Origin of the sequence: Candidatus Methanomethylophilus sp. 1R26 (assembly GCF_001481295.1) — an archaeon.
Lineage (GTDB): Archaea > Thermoplasmatota > Thermoplasmata > Methanomassiliicoccales > Methanomethylophilaceae > Methanomethylophilus.
This window is the reverse complement of the sequence record NZ_LOPS01000006.1, coordinates 1-18,883: the sequence shown is the minus strand read 5'-3', so window position 1 is coordinate 18,883 and position 18,883 is coordinate 1. Positions and strand designations below refer to the sequence as shown.

The 18,883-nt window shown below is 62.0% G+C and carries 16 protein-coding genes and 3 pseudogenes; 12 read left to right on the top strand and 7 right to left on the bottom strand.

The window, feature by feature from the left end:
* Positions 1–10: 10 nt before the first annotated feature.
* From AUQ37_RS01285 to AUQ37_RS01280, 3 genes are all read right to left on the bottom strand, one after another.
* Positions 11–844, bottom strand: coding sequence for a heterodisulfide reductase-related iron-sulfur binding cluster (locus tag AUQ37_RS01285; RefSeq protein WP_201013616.1), 834 nt, complete (start codon positions 842–844; stop codon positions 11–13).
* Positions 784–990, bottom strand: coding sequence for a 4Fe-4S dicluster domain-containing protein (locus AUQ37_RS10490; protein ID WP_201013615.1), 207 nt, complete (start codon positions 988–990; stop codon positions 784–786). The genes AUQ37_RS01285 and AUQ37_RS10490 overlap by 61 nt, the downstream gene beginning before the upstream one ends.
* Before the next feature lie 96 nt (positions 991–1,086).
* Positions 1,087–1,794, bottom strand: a complete 708-nt coding sequence (locus AUQ37_RS01280) for a class I SAM-dependent methyltransferase (RefSeq protein ID WP_058747085.1) — start codon at positions 1,792–1,794, stop codon at positions 1,087–1,089.
* Positions 1,795–1,885: 91 nt separating this feature from the next.
* Between AUQ37_RS01280 and AUQ37_RS01275 the strand changes: the two genes are divergently transcribed.
* On the top strand, positions 1,886–2,743 hold the full coding sequence (locus AUQ37_RS01275) for a hypothetical protein (RefSeq protein WP_058747084.1): 858 nt from the start codon (positions 1,886–1,888) through the stop codon (positions 2,741–2,743).
* A 41-nt stretch (positions 2,744–2,784) separates the two neighbouring features.
* Here AUQ37_RS01275 and AUQ37_RS01270 read toward each other — a convergent pair whose 3' ends face one another.
* Positions 2,785–3,606 carry a DUF6293 family protein gene (locus tag AUQ37_RS01270; protein ID WP_058747083.1) on the bottom strand — a complete coding sequence of 274 codons (822 nt, stop codon included), beginning with the start codon at positions 3,604–3,606 and terminating at the stop codon, positions 2,785–2,787.
* Positions 3,607–3,779: 173 nt separating this feature from the next.
* Between AUQ37_RS01270 and AUQ37_RS01265 the strand changes: the two genes are divergently transcribed.
* The 7 genes and pseudogenes from AUQ37_RS01265 to AUQ37_RS01240 all read left to right on the top strand — a co-directional run bounded on the left by AUQ37_RS01265 (position 3,780) and on the right by AUQ37_RS01240 (position 12,087).
* Positions 3,780–4,919, top strand: a complete 1,140-nt coding sequence (locus AUQ37_RS01265; protein ID WP_157844237.1) for a hypothetical protein — start codon at positions 3,780–3,782, stop codon at positions 4,917–4,919.
* Positions 4,820–6,460: a PD-(D/E)XK nuclease family protein gene (locus AUQ37_RS01260; RefSeq protein WP_058747081.1), complete on the top strand. Its 1,641-nt coding sequence runs from the start codon at positions 4,820–4,822 to the stop codon at positions 6,458–6,460. Before AUQ37_RS01265 ends, AUQ37_RS01260 begins: the two co-directional genes overlap by 100 nt.
* A pseudogene (locus AUQ37_RS13335) lies at positions 6,457–6,852 on the top strand (UvrD-helicase domain-containing protein); the annotation flags it as partial. The gene AUQ37_RS01260 and the pseudogene AUQ37_RS13335, both read left to right, overlap by 4 nt.
* Before the next feature lie 238 nt (positions 6,853–7,090).
* Positions 7,091–7,603 (top strand): UvrD-helicase domain-containing protein, encoded by a 513-nt coding sequence (locus AUQ37_RS10230; RefSeq protein WP_058747080.1) that lies wholly within the window; start codon positions 7,091–7,093, stop codon positions 7,601–7,603.
* A 173-nt stretch (positions 7,604–7,776) separates the two neighbouring features.
* Positions 7,777–9,420 carry a 3'-5' exonuclease gene (locus tag AUQ37_RS01250; protein ID WP_058747079.1) on the top strand — a complete coding sequence of 548 codons (1,644 nt, stop codon included), beginning with the start codon at positions 7,777–7,779 and terminating at the stop codon, positions 9,418–9,420.
* A gap of 76 nt (positions 9,421–9,496) precedes the next feature.
* Positions 9,497–10,264, top strand: a complete 768-nt coding sequence (locus tag AUQ37_RS10485) for a cation-transporting P-type ATPase (protein WP_058747078.1) — start codon at positions 9,497–9,499, stop codon at positions 10,262–10,264.
* Positions 10,255–12,087: an HAD-IC family P-type ATPase gene (locus tag AUQ37_RS01240; RefSeq protein WP_058747077.1), complete on the top strand. Its 1,833-nt coding sequence runs from the start codon at positions 10,255–10,257 to the stop codon at positions 12,085–12,087. Before AUQ37_RS10485 ends, AUQ37_RS01240 begins: the two co-directional genes overlap by 10 nt.
* An 8-nt stretch (positions 12,088–12,095) precedes the next feature.
* On the opposite strand, the gene AUQ37_RS10480 is transcribed toward AUQ37_RS01240, so the two are convergent.
* A complete protein-coding gene (locus AUQ37_RS10480) occupies positions 12,096–12,443 on the bottom strand; it encodes a hypothetical protein (protein WP_201013614.1) in 348 nt (115 codons plus the stop codon).
* 386 nt (positions 12,444–12,829) lie between these two features.
* A pseudogene (locus AUQ37_RS01230) lies at positions 12,830–13,785 on the bottom strand (replication factor C small subunit).
* Positions 13,786–13,905: 120 nt separating this feature from the next.
* Between AUQ37_RS01230 and AUQ37_RS01225 the strand changes: the two are divergent.
* The 4 genes from AUQ37_RS01225 to AUQ37_RS01210 are packed head-to-tail and all read left to right on the top strand — an operon-like array spanning position 13,906 to position 17,760.
* Positions 13,906–14,502, top strand: a complete 597-nt coding sequence (locus AUQ37_RS01225) for a cysteine hydrolase family protein (RefSeq protein WP_058747076.1) — start codon at positions 13,906–13,908, stop codon at positions 14,500–14,502.
* 48 nt (positions 14,503–14,550) lie between these two features.
* The gene (locus tag AUQ37_RS01220) at positions 14,551–15,513 is read left to right on the top strand and encodes a hypothetical protein (RefSeq protein WP_058747075.1); all 963 of its coding nucleotides are present in this window, start codon (positions 14,551–14,553) and stop codon (positions 15,511–15,513) included.
* 1 nt (position 15,514) lies between these two features.
* Positions 15,515–16,705, top strand: a complete 1,191-nt coding sequence (locus tag AUQ37_RS01215; protein ID WP_058747074.1) for a Cdc6/Cdc18 family protein — start codon at positions 15,515–15,517, stop codon at positions 16,703–16,705.
* Positions 16,702–17,760 (top strand): TIGR00269 family protein, encoded by a 1,059-nt coding sequence (locus AUQ37_RS01210; protein WP_082662329.1) that lies wholly within the window; start codon positions 16,702–16,704, stop codon positions 17,758–17,760. Before AUQ37_RS01215 ends, AUQ37_RS01210 begins: the two co-directional genes overlap by 4 nt.
* 72 nt (positions 17,761–17,832) lie before the next feature.
* On the opposite strand, the pseudogene AUQ37_RS13330 reads toward AUQ37_RS01210, so the two are convergent.
* A pseudogene (locus tag AUQ37_RS13330) lies at positions 17,833–18,834 on the bottom strand (ATP-binding protein); the annotation flags it as partial.
* Between the last annotated feature and the right edge of the window lie 49 nt (positions 18,835–18,883).

Genomic DNA, 18,883 nt, shown 5'->3' with positions numbered 1-18,883 from the left:
TCCGAGTTTTTCAGATTTTAATCTTGTGGAACCTCTGGGTCTCCGAGTCCCCGGCGGCCATGGCGACGAGCTCGATCAGGTGGATCACCGGTTTCCCGCCCGGCTGCGCGTCGTAGAACCTCATGCAGTTGGGGCACCCGACCACGATGGCATCTGCCTCCGCGCACTCGGCCTCGCGCTCGGCCATCAGCTCGGAGTTCACGCCTTCGATGTTCTTGCCGCAGCATCCGTAGGTGTTGCCAATGGGCTCCGCGCCCGTCGACCTGACCACCGCTTCGAAGTCCCCCATGAACCTCTCCGACGAGCAGCCGGGCTCGAGGGCCACCTTCAGCTTCACCCCCGGGAGCGCCCGGATCCTGTCCATGTACCTGGCGAGCACCGTCGAGACGTGCGGGGCGTATATCCCGCTCCTCCCGAACTCGTTGCAGCACCCGGCGCAGAGCGTGATCATCTCCTTCCTGCGGGAGTGGCTCTGCATCCTCGCCTTCACCGCCAGCCTCTCGACGTCGGTCATCGAGCGCAGGGGGAGAGGGTAGGTGCAGCATTTGTTCTCCGGAAGCTCCTTTATCCCGATGCCAATGGCAGAGAAGGCCCTCTCCGCCGCGTAGATGAGGTACGGCAGCTTCCCCTTGACGATGCATCCCGGCACGAGGTACATGTCGTTCCCCTCCGGGATCTCCGGCAGGCCTTCCCGCCATGAGGGGTCGGCCGGCTCGATGACGTACCCGTCCTTCACGAAGGAATCGGGGACCTTAAGCTCCAGCGCCTCGGCCTTCATGTGCATCATGACGGTCTTCGGGTCGGTCTGGGGGCAGACCTCGCTGCATTTCCCGCAGCTATGCACTTGGTGACGTTCCCGTCCCACCCTTTCATCACGTAATAAGGGTCGCAGCCCCCGTGGGCATGGGACGGGCATACCTTCGTGCATCTCCGGCAGCCGAGGCAGGCGGTCATCAGCTGGTCCATCAGTTTCGTGTTGATCTCATTCATCGGCGTTCTCCTCCGTGTTCCAGTATACTGTCCCTATCACCGGGTCCGACTCGTCCCTGAGACGCCCGTCCTCCAGGCGCGAGCGCACCGCATCGGCTATCTCCCTCTCCTGGACGGGAGAGATGTCGGCGAACGCCCTCGCGCGTCCAGGTAGACGGAGAGGGCCTCCTCCTCGGAGAGCATCCTCGACCTGTGCTCCCTGATGTACTCGATGCGGGGCCTCATCCCAGCTTTCCAGAGGATGTCGACCGCGTACAGCAGGCGGTCGGACTCGGTCAGGGCGCCCGGGATGCCCGTGATGCGGTAGACCTCGTCCCAGACGGGGTTCCCGCGGCTGATGTACCCGGAATAGAAGCACCAGCCTCCGGAGACGGCCTCCATCTTGGCGAACGTCTCCGGGGAGGAGATGGCGGGCGTCATGTGGGCGATGACGACGCTGTGCCTGCCGATCCTCCCGGCATCCGCGGCGGACCAGTCGGACACCCTGAACTCGGCGTTGGACGCTCCGCGCTCCTCCGCCTTCCTGCGCGCCCTGCCTATCATGGCCGGCGATATGTCCAGCCCGAGCACGCTGCGGAAGCGGGAGGCCATCGCCAGGGAGTAGGTCCCGGTGCCGCATCCGATGTCCAGCAGGGTGGAAAACGAGGGATCGGGCCGAGACTTCCCGAGAACGAGGGCGACGAACGGGTCCTCCGGGCCGGGGACCGGCGTGTCGAACAGCCCCGCGCGCGCATCCCAGTCGGAACCGTCGGCGGGGCGCCTGCCCTCCGGCCTCCATCTGCCGGCGATATCTTCGGGCATCATCGGGACAGCATCCCCTCGCGGTTATTAACCGATGCGCATGCCGGACGTGTATGTCGAACATTCTATATCGGGCCATCCGGTTGGGTGCGGCATGGAAGGGCAGAATCCCGGGAGAGCGGAGATCGAACGGCAGATCGAGGACACGGAGCGCAAGATAAAGAGCGCCGAGAGCGCCATCGCGGAACGTCCCGACTCCAACCGCTCGAGGTCCCTGCAGATCACCCTGAGGAACCTGCGCGGGGAGCTGTCGAACCTCAAGGCGATGCTGGAGCGGGCCGAGGACGAGGCGCCCGCCGACAGCCCCGAGGATTCCAAGACGAAGGCGGAGCTCGACAGGAACAAGGATGAGCTTGACGACATCGAGGCGAAGCTCTCGCTGGCCTCCGACCCGGTGGAGATCAACAACCTCACGGTGTCCAAGAGGTTCCTGCAGATGGAGCGCAACCAGCTGCTCATCCGCCTGACGCACGAGACGGCGCCCGCCGTCACCGACGAGGACATCGAGACCGTCAGGAAGGAGGTCGAGGCGAAGATCCGCATAATCCAGGCGCAGAACGCCCAGATCGAGGACCTCAAGAAGCAGCTGTCGGCCGCCAAGGCCCAGGTCTGGGACCCTCTGAGGGAGAGCTCCTCGGACAGCACCCGCATCACCGTCACCGCCGGGAGGCTCAGGGCCATCAACGGCGAGGCCCGCCGGCTGGGAGCGGAGAACTACGAGCTCAAGAAGCAGATGGGGGAGCTGAAGAACGAGAAGGACGGCCTGCACCGGGCCATCGGGGACCTCACCGTCCATGTGAAGGACGCAGAGGCCCATGCCCGCGAAACCGAGGCGAGGGCCATGGCGCTGGCCGATGAGCTCCAGGAGGCCGAGAGGCGCATCGAGGCCCTGGAACGCGAGAACAAGGGCCTGAGGGACACCATCATCGATTCCCGCAGGCACGGCCTCTGAGCGCCTACGACGGGACGGCCCCGAAAAGGGGCCTGAGCCCCTCAGTTCACCGCGGCGTCTTCCGTCTCGACCTCGTTCCAGAGGGAATCGATGATGATGGCGCCGTTCTCGGTCAGCTTGTACCCCGATCTCTTGCCCCCGAGCCTCTCGATCCACCCGCGGGCGATCCATACGTCGATGTACTTCCGCTGGTAATAGACCGTGTCGGAGTTCCCGTCGATGTGGTTCCTCTTGGTCCACAGGCCCTTGCTCTGAAGGGTGGAGATGACCTCGGAGGAGCTGACCGTCGGGGATTCGCTTATCATCTCGGCGAACACGCGGAGGGCCTTGACGAGCTTCTCGTCCGGCATCTCCACGGTGAACGGCGGCATGTCGACGACATCCTTCACCGAGCTGATGAGCCCGACCGGCTTCCCGTCCCTGAAATAGACCTTTTCGACCTCTTTATCCGGGACCGTATAAGCATCGGCCCTGACGAAGAAGGGCTCGGCGCCTTTGTTCATCATCGCGGCGATCCCCGCGGCGGTGATGTACTCGGGGGACCCTGCCGACAGGTTGACGCGGATCTCCGACCTGGGGTTGATCTGCTTCTCTTTGTAGATCGCTCCGGATACCGCCTTGAGCATGGCCTTGAAGTCGGTGACGGGGGCGTTGATCTCCATTATCTCGGCATTCTTGTTGGAGGCCATTATCTGGCGGACGGTCTCGATATAGAACTCGCGGTAGACATTGCCGGGTTTCTCCGGATCGCGGACATAATGGATCAGGTACACCACGTTGGAACCGTAGAATTCCACAGGCTGGCTGATCCTCACGGTATCGAAGGTGACGCAAGCGATCATCACCCTCCTCATCTTATCCATGGGTCGTAAAACGTTTAATCGATTATAATAAATTACGGTTTTGAAGTATATCCGTAATTCTCGCCTGCGGCCCCGGACGTCCGAAAGCCGGAGAACAGGCCGGAAATGCCTAGAATTTCTTAAATTACGGAATTATTGATAAATATAAATACCCCCGAGGGCATTGCCATGGCGTGAACGGTATGAGGATCGCCAAGAGCATCGATGAACTGTGGGAGGAGGCCAAAGGGTTCGACTGCGTCCTGACGACGGACGCCGCCCTGGCCACCGCCCTCAACGGGAGGATAGCCGAGCCGCGCATAGGCAGACTGGCCTACACGCCCAAGCAGGTGGCTGCCATGACCGAGCACCAGACCATCGGGCGGCCGGCCATGTCCGACCTCGAGATCATCGCCCAGATCAGGAAGGACAACGACGATCTCGATTTCCGCACGGTCTACAGCGAGATGACCGCCATACGCGAGATAAGGCGTCACACGGCGGACGTGGCCAAGTACCTGCACAGCGACCGCGCGAGGAGGGTGTGGGAGTCGTACAGGCTGCTGCCCACCAAAGAGAAGAGCATGGAGGCCTACAGCTGCGACGACAATTACTTCTTCAAGGGGAAGAAGGTCGCCGTCATCGGCCTCGACTTCTTCAACGACCTGGACAAGCACATGCTGTCCGGGGATTTCGAGGAGATCGACCTGTTCAAGGACGGGGATTACAAGATCGATAAGATCTACAGCATCGGCAACGACCGGCAGATCGCCGACTGCATCGCCGACATCATAAAGGGCTGCAGGCCCACGGACGCCGCCGTCGTCCTCAACCCCTCCGGAACGCTGGCAGATGCCGTCCGCGCCGCGCTCTACCGCAACAGGATCCCCTTCAAGAACGACCTCAGCGTCAAGGACCTGGCCCAGGTGAGGGACTATATACAGTTCGTCACCCTGGCGCTCGACTTCCGCACGGTCCGCGTGAAGGACGTGCGCGACCTCTTCACCTCCCTCCACGGCATAAGCGGCACAGGCGGCAGGCACCTGACCCCGTACATGGACAACTTCCTCCTCTCGCGCCTCACGCTTAGCGATCCGGGACAGCCCGGGGCCGATGTCTCCGACCCCCGCACGAAGGCCCTGATCGAGACCATGAGGGGGATCCGCGGCCTGACGTTCGGAGAGGCCCTGTCGAAAGCGTTCGATACTCCCGAGCTCAGGAGGAGAGGAGCTCCGTGGAGATCCTTCTGCACGATCTGGGGCTGTACGATGAGAAGATCACCGGCGCGCTCGCCGAGGACCTCTCCTACGCTGTCGACAACGTGGAGGACCTGAAGCATAACGAGCAGATCCCCGACTCGGAGAAGCAGGGCGTCCTCCTGGCCGACTGCCGGAACGCCCTCTACGTCGACCGCCCGCTGGTCATATTCGCCGGGGCCGACCGCAACTGGGACGTCGACGAATCCGGGAAGGAGTACATCGACCAGGAGACGGCGGCGGACCTGCAGGCCGAGAGGATGGCCGTGCTGCTCCAGCAGGGCGATGCGCGCATCATCGCCGTGAGGCCGGCCACGGGCGGGGAGGAGACCTGCCCCTGCCGCCATATCGCCGACCTCATGGCCGCCGAGGGGAAGAGCGCCGACACCTTCGGGGACATCTGCTCGGAACTGAAAACGGGCAGCTGGCACATCGATGCTCCCGCCGACAGGGACCGCAGGAAGAGCCTGGGGTCCCAGGATGCCCCCGCAGACCGCGTGAAGTTCTCGAAGACTGCATACAACAGGTTCGCAGAATGCCGGGCCGCCTATCTGCTGGGGCAGTTCCTCGACACCGAGGAGAACGACAAGCTGTTCTTCGGCACCAGCATGCATGAGTTCGCCGAGCTCTACCTCCTCTATCCGGAGACGGTCAGAGAAAAGGGCACGGAATACTTTCTGGACAGGATGTCCGAGAGGTACGCGGGGATATCAAGCGAGTGCCTGAAGCGCACGGACCGCGACAAGATGAAGTTCTGCATGGGCAACCTGATGAAGTTCATCGACTCCTTCCGCCCCGCTTCGGTCCCCAGGGACGGGAACCCGGACAGGAAATACCCCAACAGCCTCATGGAGGCCGAGGACCTGGAGGAGTATTCCTCATGCACCGAGACCGAGATGGACTGCAAAGACCTGCCGGCCTTCGCCAAGTACGATTACCAGATGGACAACCTGATAATCGATTACAAGACGGGGCAATCGCATAAGCCGTCCGAGATCGTCAAAGGCATGACGCCCGGCGGTTTAGAGGGCCATGCCGAGTTCCAGCCCGAGATCTACCTGTCGGTGCTGAGCAGGAGCAGGGGGTTCGAAGACGCTTCGTTCAAGCTCTTCTTCATGGCCGACAACGACATCGAATCCACCTCGCCGGGGTTCGATGTGGAGCAGAACGTGAGGACGGTGAAGCTCTCCCGCCGCATCCGCGCCGAGATCCTGACCGCGGACGATTCTCCGGCCAAGGAATACCAGAAGTGGGTCGTCAACAGCTGGCCGGAGGTGTCCGACATCCTGAAGAGGTACTTCGCCGGCATGGACGAGGAACAGGCCATGAAGGAGATGGCTATAGTAACGAAGAAAGCGCCCAGCACGATAGAGAAGTTCTTCAAATTCTGCCAGGGCCCGGCCCTGTATTCCGACAGGAACGGCACTGTCGTCATCCCCGCCGACGCCATGGAGGAATTCTGCACCAAGCTGGAGGCCGACAGCAGGAACGCCGGGGAGATCATGGACATCCCCATCGTCGCCGCCGGGCCCGGGAAGAGGGACTGCGGCAAGTGCGATTACCGCAGCGTCTGCCCGGCCGACCAGAGCGGAGAGGCCGATACGGAGGAACAGGCATGAAGCTCGATGAGTCCCAGGAGAAGATCGCGAACGAGACCGACGGCCTGACGGTCGTCGACGCGGGACCGGGAACGGGCAAGACCCACACCGTCATCGCGAGATGCCTGAACATACTCAGGAGGAAGGACATCGGCCCGTCGGACGTGATGATGCTCACCTTCACCCGCAACGCCGCCGCCGAGATGCGCGAGAGGCTCTCCTCGGAGATCGATTCCATGTTCGCCGGGAAGGAGATCGGCGCCGCGGAACACACCCGGCTGAAGACGCTGGCCAACGGCATGCGCATACAGACCTTCGACTCCTACTGCCTGGCCGTGGTCAAGGCCGCCCCTTCCGCCGTCGGGAAATTCTTCCGCTGCGGGGAGCGCCTGACGTCCAACGCTTCGATAACCGAGAACGATGCCCTGAACGCCAGGTTCTTCGGCCGCATCCTGGACAGGTTCCTGGACGAGAACGGCGCCTCCTATCCGCGCACCGCGCCGCTGATGGCCGCCGATCCCGAGGGGGTGTACAGGCTCATCTGCAAGCTGATGGCGCGCGGCACGATGCCGCTCTCCCCCGCCCGGGCCGAACCGGACGGCATCGGCAGGTGGTTCAGCGCGGACGGGGGACAGGGACCTGGTCGGCGACGTGGAGAAGGCATCGAAGCTGGATCCAGGCAGCATAGAATCCAAGGACAGGGAGCGCTTCAGGCGCATGCCGTCCGCTGCCCCCGGAGGGAGCGGCTTCGATATCGCCACGCTCATCCCGCTGGCGGCCGCCGACGACAGGTCCGAGCTCATCCGCGCCGTGCACGACGTTTACTTCGAGTTCATCCGCAGGTCGTGCGCGGAGGACCGCCTGACCTTCGGGCTCGCCTCCGTCTTCGCCTTCGCCGTCCTGTACAGCGACTCCGAGACCCGGGAGAGGATGCGCTGCAGGTACCTCATCGTGGACGAGTTCCAGGACACCAACGGGAACCAGCTGATGATCTCCATGATGTCCCTGAAAGAGCCCAACCTCTGCGCCGTCGGCGACTGGAAGCAGGGGATCTACGGGTTCAGGTACGTCAGCATCGAGAACATAAGGAAGTTCGGGGAGCGCCTGAGGAAATACAGGAAGTTCCTCGATGACGGGAAGCACGGAAGGGTGGCCTCGATATAGGGGAGGTCAGGACCCGCCCCCTGCTGGTCAGCTACCGCAGCTCGGCCGCGGTCATCGACGCGGCGTTCGCGACCCTGGGCCTGGCCGCCAGCAAAGAGGACAGGCCCGATACGGATGGGATCACGAAGATAAGGCCGGATTGGGATGATGATGAATCCAGGAAATATTCCCGCGTGGAATACGCCGTGAGCGGCGACAGCGGGAAGGAGACCGTCGAACGCATCATCGGGTACACGAACGGGAGCACCATGGTCCGCGTCAGGCAGGGGAAGACCCGCATCCTGCGCCCCGCGAGCTACCGGGACATCGCCGTCCTCTGCAGGACATCCTCCGGATGCCGCGAAGTCTACAGGATGTGCAGGGAGCGCGGGATCCCGGCGTTCCTACAGGGGGAGATGGAGATCATGTCCACGGAAGAGGGGAAGATCCTCCTCGCCTGGCTCAGGTACATCAACGATCCGGAGGACAGATGGGGGATCGGGGCGGTGCTTACCTTCGACGGCTACTCCGCCCGCGACATAACCTCCATGATCGGGCGCCTCGGGGAAGGCGAGACGAGGAGCCCCGAGGCCGCAGAGGCCATGGCGGGATACCGCGACAAGAGGAGGATGCTCCTCGGGAAGAGGAGGCGCATAACCGACCTCATCTCAGCGGTCTTCTCCTTCTACGGCCTGAACAACGATATGACCCAGGCGCTGACAACCGTCATATCCAGAAGCCACGAGGGCTCGCTCATGACCATCTCCGACGTCATCGGGCTCATCGAGGACGGCATCAAGAACGGGACCACATATCCTGTCGACGGGGTCCAGGGCGAGGACGCGGTGACGATCCAGACCATGCACAAGTCCAAGGGCCTGGAATATCCCATCGTGATCATCCCGTACGTGAACAGGGGCACCTTCCCCAGCACCCGCGGGGACGATTCGATGTTCACGTACAGCCCGCTGCTCGGCATCAGGTGCGGCAGATGCATCGAGGAATCCAACGGCTCGATGCTCATCGAAGACTCGTGGAAGACCTTCCTGATGAAGAAGTGCCAGACCAAGGATTACGGCGAGGAGCGCAGGCTGTTCTTCGTCGCGGTCTCCCGTGCGATGCAGTACGTCACGGTCATAGGCTCCAACTCGAAGTTCCTGGAAGGCATGATCGGGTCCGGGACCGCCACGGCGGCCCGGTCCGTGAAGGAAGGTTCCGTCCCGGCCCCCGTGCGCGGGCCTCCCGTCCCGGCGGAGATGCCGGCCGTCCCGGAGATGAGGCAGAGGCGCCTCATCGTCCCCGTGCACGACATACTCAGGACCGTCGCCGGGACGGACGTCCCGGCATCCGACGGAGCGGACGGCGCGAAGAAGTCCGGAGGCGGGATGGCCTACGGGACGGCCGTCCACAAGTACATCGAGATGATGGCCGACGGGCTGGAGGTCGGGCAGGACGTCTTCGAGAAGTACCCGGAGACGGCGGCCGCCAGGAAGATAATCGACGGCATAAAGAGCAGGGGCATGGAGATCCAGGCGGAGATCGACTGCTCCCTCCCCCTGGACTCCCAGGGTATGCGGGCGACCCTCATGGGCACCATGGACCTCATAGCCTTCGACGGGCAGACGGTGGAGGTCCACGACTGGAAGAGCGACGCAGGCGCAGGCAGCGCCGGGGAGTACAGGATGCAGGTGAGCGTCTACGCGCATGTCGCCGAGAGCGTGTACCCCGGCCACCGCGTGAAGTGCTTCATACAGTGGCTGGCACAGGGGCGGACCGAGGAGTTCGACCCGCTCTCGATGGAGGCGATCGCGGAGCGGGCGCGCGAGATGCTCCGCTGAGGGGGCCTGCCCCCTTCCTCTAATAAACGCGCCCGCATGCGAACATATTAAGAACCTTTCGTGACTTCATCGACGCATGCGGCCGAGCGGTCTGACCTCTGAGGAGGCAGCCAAAAGAAGGAAGGCGGGACAGGGCAACAACGAGAAGGAGAAAGGGAGCAGGAGTTACCTCTCCATCTTCCTCCAGAACCTCATCACCCCCTTCAACATCATCCTGTTCGTCCTGGGCGCCCTCCTGATCGTCCTGCCGGAGAAGCCCGACTACATCAATTCCGTGGCGGCCGTCGGCATCATCGCCTTCAACGTCCTGGTCTCCACCGTCCAGGAGATGCGCGCCAAGCACCGCCTGGACAAGATCGCGGTCCTGATGCGCCCGACGGTCACCGTCCTCAGGGACGGCGCCGAGAAGACCGTCGACCGTTCCGAGATCGTCATCGGCGACATCGTCCACATGGGGCCCGGAGACCAGGCGCAGGTCGACGGGACCGTCGCAGAAGAGCGCATGATGGAGATGGACGAGTCCCTGCTCACCGGGGAGTCCAGCACCCGCAGGAAGCATGTCGGCGACGAGGTGCTCTCGGGCTCCTACTGCGTCACCGGCGAATGCTGGTACGAGGTCACCAAGGTGGGCGCCGGGACCTTCTCGTCCAAGATGACCCGCGCGGCCAAGAAGTTCGAGAAGAAGAAGACCCCGCTGCAGATCGAGACCAATACCGTCACCGAGTTCCTCATGGCGCTGGCGTTCATCCTGCTCTTCGTGGAGCTCATCCTGTCCTTCTTCAGGGACAACGACGTGGTCGACTCCCTCAGGTCGCCGTCATCATCCTGGACATCGTGCCCATAGCCCTTTTCCTGCTCATCACGCTGAACTACATGATCGCGTCCGTGCGGATGGCGGACACCGGCGTCCTGCTTCAGAACTCCAGTTCCGTCGAGAGCATGAGCCATGTGGACACCGTCTGCATGGACAAGACCGGGACCATAACCACCAACCGCCTCGTTTTCGACGGCATAGAGTACATATCGCCCGACCGCGAGGGCACCGACCGCCTCATCCGGGAGTTCGTCTCCTCCACCGGGAGCAGGAACAAAACGGTCATCGCCGTGGAGGAGAAGTTCGGGAAGACGGAATGCCAGCTCGACGATGAGGTCCAGTTCTCCTCGGACAGGAAGTTCAGCGCCGTGAGGGTGAGGAACGGGGATTCTTACGACACCGTCGTCGTCGGTGCCTGGCCGTTCCTCAGGGACCGCGCCTCCAACCCCGAGGGCATCGAGGAGAGGCTGTCCGCGCTCGCCGGCAGGGGGCTCAGGTCCGTGGTGTTCTTCTCCGGGCACGGCGGGAAGCTGCATGAGGGCGATGACATATCGCTGCCGGATTCCCTCGAGGTCATCGCCGTGGTCTCCATCTCCGACGAGGTCCGCCCGGACTGCAAGGAGATCATACAATCGTTCACCGAGGCCGGCATCGACATCAAGGTCATCTCGGGCGACGACCCGGAGACCGTGGACGCCATCTTCAAGATCGCGGAGATCCCCGGCGAGAGGAAGATAATCTCCGGCGAGAAGCTCGCCGCCATGTCCCCCGAGGATTTCGATAAAACGGCTCTCGAGACCAACATCTTCGGGCGCATGCGCCCTGAGCAGAAGGAGCAGGTGGTTGACTCCCTGAGGCGCCAGGGCAGGTACGTGGCCATGGTCGGGGACGGGATCAACGACGTCCGCTCCATCAAGAAGGCCCAGGTCGGGGTCGCCGTCCAGAGCGGGAGCGGGGCGGCCCGCAGCGTCGCCGACATGGTGCTGATGAACGACAACTTCAGGGCCCTCCCCCAGGCCATCGTCGAGGGGAAGAGGGTGGTCACCGGCATGAGGGACATCCTCAGGCTCTACCTGATGAGGAACTTCACGCTGGCCTTCATCGTCCTGGTGCTGCTGATCTGCCTCAACAGGACGCCGATGCTGCCGATACAGAACACCCTCTACGCCCTGCTGACCGTCTCGATCATGGCCTTCTTCATGACCATCTGGGCCAAGCCGTCCGACAACCGGGACCTGGTCCTGCCCAAGGTCATACGCTATGTCCTGCCGACGGCCGTGACGACGACGGTCTTCGCGCTGTTCATCTACTGGTACTTCGGATGGTGCGGGTTCGTCGGCAGCTCCGGGTTCGAGAACGCCGTCACCGGCATGATGGACTCAGTGGACCTCAGCAGGGATGCCCTCCTTGACAAGCTGGAGATAAAGCAGGACGACAGCAGCTGGGAGCACGCGGTGTCCTCCAGCGCCATGGTCTATTTCCTCATAGTCGCCGGCATAATGCAGACGTTCCTCCTCTTCCCCGTGTGCAGGAAGCTCTCTGTCGACGGGGAGCCCACGACCGACAGGAAGCCCCAGATTCTGGCCGTCCTCATGCTCCTCCTGCTCGCCGCGCTCTGCTTCGTGCCGATGATCTGCATCAGGGTGACCTCGCTCTTCATGTTCCCGCTCGAACAGTGGCTGATAATCATCGCCGCCGCGATAGTATGGTTCATCGTGACGTTCCTTATCCTCAGGGGGAAGAAGCTGGACAGGATAACCGATGCGTTCGACGGGTGGATAAGGGTCATCCTCGACCGGAACTTCAGGAAGGAGGCCGAGAAGCTCTCCTCCGAGGATGTCGAGGACGAGTGAAAACCGGATCAGCAGTAGCGTCCGCGCATGTCCATGGGGCTGTAGAGCCCCTCGGAATGCAGCTTGAGCATCACGTACGACGCCACCTTGGCGTCCGACAGGGCGCGGTGGTCCTGGATCCCCATGATGCCGGCAGGGTCGGAATCCGGGAAGAGCTTCGCATACGCATAGTCCAGTTTCGGATATGCGTACTTCTGGAACTCCGTCTCGAGCCGGGCATCGGGCAGGGGGAGCTTGAAGGCGTCCGCCGCCGAGAACATGATGTCCCTGCACTCGTTGAACATCCCCCTGAAGTCCCATGGGTCCCGGTAGAGGAACTTGTCGAGGTCGAAGCGGACGTGTAGGTAGTCAGCCACCTCCCGCGGATTTTGGCGGCCACCTGCTTCCTGACCGCTCCGAACGGCTCCGCGTCGCGGACGGCCTCCACGGTGAGGTCGGTGTTCTGGAAGATCCATGAGTTCCTCAGGGAGTCAGGCCATTCGTCAGTGTCGTAACCGACGATCGATGAGTAGACCTCCCTAACCTCGCCCGTCGACAGGCATGCCTCGCAGATCCCGATATCTACCACAAGGTCGCGGTGGGCGGAATCGCCGGGGCCGTCGGGGCCTCCGTCCAGGCCGGTGGTCTCGGTATCGAGCACCAGGATCCTGTCGGGGCCGTCGGGGCCGAATCCGTCGAGATTGAACTCAGACATATGTGCCAGGCAAGAGTAATGCTGTAGATGGATGCTCGCAGGGCCGCCTCATGCCTTCCCGCCGGCCATGACTAGGTAGGCCAGGAGGGCCTCGAGCTGTATGCGCTCGTTGGACCCCTCAATGAGCCTGAACTCTATCTCCCCGATCCTGTCGATCAGGCGGACCTTGTCCCTCATCTCGAGCGGCAGCTTGAGGACGGACCCGTGGATCTGCTTGATGATCTCCTGCCCGGAGAGGCCGTACTCGATCATCACCGTGTCCATCTTGTTCCTCGCATCGACGAACTTCCCGTCGAGCGCGGAGGTGACGATCTCGGTGATATCGGCCTCATTGGCAGAGCCGGACACCTTCGAGATGATCTCGGCATCGATCCTGCTGCCCATGGAGGCGGCGGTCTGCAGGGTGTTGACCGCCCGGCGCATATCGCCGCGCGAGATGTAGACGAGGGTGTCCATGGCGTCGCTGTCGACCTCCAGCCCCTCCTCCTTCACGATCTTCTCCAGGAACTCCCTGACGTCGGCGTCCTGCAGGGGGCGGAACACGAAGAGCGCGCACCTCGACTGTATGGGGGCGATGATCTTGGAAGCGTAGTTGCAGGAGAGGATGAAGCGGCAGGTGCGGGAGTACTTCTCCATGGTGCGCCTGAGGGCCCCCTGGGCATCGGTGGTGAGAGAATCGGATTCGTCGAGGAAGATGATCTTGAACGAGGCGCCCTCGAGGGGGGCCACCCTCGCGAAATCCTTTATCTTGCCGCGGACGACCTCGATGCCGCGGTCGTCGGAGGCGTCAGCTCGAGGAAGTTGCCTTTCCAGTTGTCGCCGAAGAGCTCCCTGGCGAGGGCCAGGGCGCAGGTGGTCTTCCCGGTGCCCGGAGTGCCCGCGAACATGAGATGCGACATGTTCCCCGACTGCACGTACCCTTTCAGCCTGGTCGTGACGTCCTTCTGGCCGACGACCTCGTCCAGGGTCTTCGGACGGTACTTCTCTGTCCACATCTCGTTCATGCCGGGGCCTATGGGATTCTCAGATTAAAGGATGACCCGATTGCGACGTGCCGGTACGGTGCCGTGCGTATCAATCCTTATCAATTGGCAGAAACATCCATCCGCATGTCTGATTGGGCTGTGCCAGAGAAAGATGAACGGGACCTCGCCCTGGTGGTCGTTGACATGCAGAACAAATTCTTCGCCGGAGCGGACGCCGCCCTCACGGAGGAGCGCACCAGGCACCTTCAGGGCATCGCGAAGGCGGTCGACATGTTCCATGCCGCCGGCAGGCAGGTCATCTTCGTCCTCTACGACGGGGTCACCCACTACATGGACGGCAACACCGCCGAGGGCGATGCGATAGTCAGCGGCATCGATGCCCGCCCTGACGACATATACGTCCACAAATACCACATGAACTCCTTCCTCAACACCTGCCTGGAGGACGCCGTCCGCTCGATGGGCTGCGATACCGTCCTCCTGTGCGGGATGATCACCGAGTTCTGCGTCATGGCCACCTACTGGGGAGCCTCCGACCACCGGCTATCGGCCTTCCTGATGAAGGATGCCCTGATATCATCGGACCCGAAGCACACGCCGATGTTCATGGAGCTCTGCCGGAACTACGACTTCGGGGAGCTGGAGCTGAACCTCTCCAAGACGCATCCCGAGAAGCCCAAGGATCCCCTCGCCGACTACATCCGGAAGAAGTACCCTGCGAACGGGACGCACTGAACGTGCCTTCGAATCAGTTATAAGCGCGCCCGCTCTCGCCCCCTTCATATGAAGATCTACGACGCATACCGCCTTGCCATCGAGACCGGCATGCAGCACGACCCCCGCCCCAGATCGGAGGTGGACAGGGTCCTGTCTGATGCGAAGAAGGAGTTCGACTCCCTCGAAGGCGATAAGAAGGAGCTCTTCGACACCGAGAGCCTCTGGAACCCCTACTACGACTGCCGCTTCGGCTGCCTGGAGGACGAGGCCAAGGAGAAGGACGCCGAGTGCTTCCTCTGGGGGATCGACATCACGCCCTCGGAGATCCTCCTGGCGGACAGGCTGAGGGAGAAAGGGCAGAGGATCGACGCCGTCGTCGCCCACCATCCCCTGGGCAGGTCCAGGAACCCCTTCCCGAAGGTCATGTGGATGCAGACCGACATCTACCACGACTGCGGCGTCCCCATCAACGTCGCCGAGGGCCTGATGAAGCCCCGCATGGACGAGGTCCTCTACAACGTCGGAGGGGACAACTTCAACCGCTCCGCCGACACGGCGGAACTGCTGGACTTCCCGCTGTTCAACGTCCATTCGGCGGCGGACAACATGGTGCAGGAGTACCTGGAGAAGAAGATCCATGATGCCGGCCCCGAGAGGCTGGGCGACATCATCGATCTCCTGCTGACCGAGCCGGAGTTCAGGCATTTCGCCAAGCTCAACGACCCGCCGAAGATCGTCCTCGGCGACAAAAACTCCCGCTGCGGCGGCATAATCGCGAAGATGACCGGCGGCACCTCCGGGCCGAACGGCATCTACGAGGAACTGGCCAAAGCGGGCGTCGGCACCATCGTGGGGATGCACTTCCCGACGGCGGCCGTCGAGGCATGCAGGAAATGCCACATGAACATGATCATATCGGGGCACATGGCCTCGGATTCCCTGGGGATCAACCTGATCTGCGACGTGTGGCAGAAGCACGGCATCGAGGTGCAGGGGATCTCCGGGTTCTTCCGCACCAGCAGGCTGTGAGATGTTCGAGCGCCGCTCGTCCGTCATAAAGGACGGGTCGAAACTCGCTTTCGACTACGTCCCCGGGGCATTGGTCCGCAGGGAGGCCCAGATGAAGGGCCTCGAAACCTGCTTCGCCAAAATGGTAAACAGCCGCATCCCGGCGACGGCCTTCCTGCACGGGGCGGTCGGCGCCGGCAAGACGGCGACCGCGAAGAGGTTCTGCATGGACACGGCCGCTTATATGGCGTCCAAGGGCGGCAGGCTGAACTGGGTCTATGTGAACTGCCGGATCAGGAACAGCGAGTACTCGGCGGTGCTGGAGATCGTGAAATCCTACGACCGCAACTTCCCGGACAGGGGGTTCTCGGTCGACCAGATGCTCACCTCGGTGAGGAAGCACATCGAGAAGGACGGCTGCCCCACCCTCTTCGTCCTGGACGAGGCGGACGTCCTGCTGAAGAACGGCGGGTCGAACCTGATCTACCAGCTCTCCCGGTACTCCGAGGAGATGCGCGGGCGCGTCCCGATCTCCCTCATGCTGATATCCCAGTCGTCGATTTCCGAGAGCCTGGACAGGGCCACCATGTCCGCGTTCGGCAGGGCCAACGTGATTTCCTTCAACCGCTACTCGGAGGACGAGCTGCTGGAGATCGTCCGCGCGAGGGCGGAGGAGGCCCTCGTGCCGGGGGCGCTGCCGGACGAGTGCGCCGCGATGATAGCCTCGCTGGCGTCCGAGTACGGGGATGCCAGGTTCGCGATAGAGCTGCTCGAGAGGTCCTCGGTGATCGCCGAGGAGGAAGGGGAGGGCACGGTCACCCCGGACTGCGTGAGGACGGCGGGGGCGGGCGTGCACAGCGAGGTCTCCGAGAACAAGCTCGAGACCCTCGATATGAACCACAAGATCACCCTGCTGGCCATATCGCGGTGCATGAAGGGCCTGCCGAGCGTCAGCGCCACGGCCGCCGAGAAGACATACAAAATCGTCTGCGAGGAGTACGAGGTGCCGGCCCGCAAACATACCCAGTTCGCATCCTACATCTCCGACCTGGCCAAGGAAGGGCTCGTCCGCACCGAGATCAGGCGCGAGGAGGAGGGAGGCCGCGCGATGTACATCTCGATCGACAGCATCCCCCCGAAGGAGCTCGCCAAGAAGATAGAGTACCTCATCGAGACCGACCAGCTGAACGATGAGGGGGGCCGCTCCGAATGAGATGCGACCTCTGCGGGGAGCCGGCGGTCACGTTCGTGCGCTACAACGGCGCCCATCTGTGCGCCGAGCATTTCTGCGCGTACGTGGAACGGAGGATCCGCCGGGAAGTGCGCCGGGAGGCCTCGCTGGAGCGCGGGGACACCGTCGGCGTCGCCGTGTCCGGCGGGAAGGACAGCATGGTCACGCTCAGCATCCTCTCGGAGCTGTTCGGAGAGAGGAACGGGATCCGCCTCGTGTGCATCTCCCTGGACGAGGGCATAGCGGGATACCGCCCGCCCAGCCTGGAGATCGTGAAGGATTTCTGCGCGAAGAAGGGCATAGAATACCGTCAGAGGTCCTTCTCCGAGATGGGCCTGAGCATGGACGAGGTGGCCCCGATCTCGGAGAACGCCAGCCCCTGCACCTACTGCGGGGTGTTCAGGAGGAAGCTCATGAACGACGAGGCGCGGAAATGCGGATGCACCTGCCTGGCCACCGGCCACAACCTAGATGACATGGCGCAGTCGATCATGATGAACTTCGCCCGCGGGGACATCGAACGCCTGGCGCGCCTGGGGCCGCATAAGGACCCGCCGGAGGGCATGGTCCCGCGCATATATCCTCTCAGGATGGTCACCGAGAAAGAATCATTGCTATACTCGGTAGTGAAGGGGGTCCCGCACTGGGACGGCGAATGCCCCTATTGGCAGGCGGCGCTCCGGAACGAGTACCGGGACATCGTCGACGGCCTCGAAGACCGCACTCCGGGGGCGAAGTTCAGCATCCTCTCGTCATATGACAAGCTGCGCCCGATGCTCACGGAGAAGTACCCCCGTTCCGGGATGGGGACCTGCGCCTGCGGGGAACCCTGCAACGGATCCCGCTGCAAAGCATGCGAGTTCGAAGAGCTGCTGAGGAAAAAGCTCGGAAAGAACCGACGGCCCTCTGCTCCGACTCCTTCGCTTGGATTCTCCCAGCATCCAGTCTGTGACGTTCACGACCTTTATCCCGTTGTATGTTCCGAGATTGAATCTATCCGCTGTCAGGACCGTCTTGGGGAAGTTGTCCCTTACTGATTCCAGCGAACGGAACTCCCTTTCCCTTGTACCGTCGGACAGCATAGTCAATGCCACCTGATAATATTCCACCTCGCTGCCTTTGATCGCAGTAAAATCTATCTCCCTGTCGCGATAAGAACCGACCCTGACAGTATAGTCTCTGCGTAACAGTTCCAGAAACACGGCATTCTCCAGCGCTCTGCTCATATCATCGGTACCGGAACCTTTCAGGGCCATGTATCTCATGCCTAGGTCTGAAGCGTAGAACTTGCCGTTGGTCGACAGCAGTTTCTTCCCGGCGATGTCGTACTTCTCCGCGTGATAGAACAGCATTGCGGATTCCATTCCGGCAATGTATCTGCTCACTGTTGTGGCGTTCAGCCCCGTTCCCTTGGCTATGCCGGCGATATTAGTGATGTTCCCGATGTTGGAGTACAGGAATCTCGCTATCGACCTTATCTTGTTCACATCATCGGTTTTGAGCCTGGAAAGAACATCCTTGATCAGAACGGTGCTGAACACGCCTTCCAGATATCCCATGCAATGCCTCTCGCCCCTATCCGGATCGGCATCGGGAAGACCGCCGTATCTGAGGTACTGGTCGAACCTCTCCTCGATGTTCCCGGGATGAAGTTCCAGATACTCTTTGAAGGAAAGGGGCAGCATCCCGATCTCCAGGTACCTCCCCGACAGGTGCGTGGAGAGATCGGTCGAAAGCATATCGGAATTCGAGCCGGTTATGTACACGTCGTAGTTCTTCACTTCTTCCAGCGATGATACTATCAGCTCCCAGCCTTTCACATCCTGAATCTCATCCAATAAGATGTAGACAATGCCGTCCTTAGGCAGTTCCCTCAGTTTTCTGCGCAATACATCGGATGATATGAGGTCATAACCTTCAAACGTCTCGAAGTTCACATGGAATATGTGGCTGTCATCCACCCCCTCAGATCTCAGGTCATCGATGAACTGCTCCATAAGGGTAGATTTCCCGCACCTGCGCATCCCTGTGATGACTTTAACCACCCCTGTGGCCCCTTGGGATTCATGCAGCCTTTCCAGATAGCCTGCTCTTCTCACTGTTTTTTCCATGAAAATGCAGATGGATTTTGATTATAAATCTACTGCGACAGATTTTTTT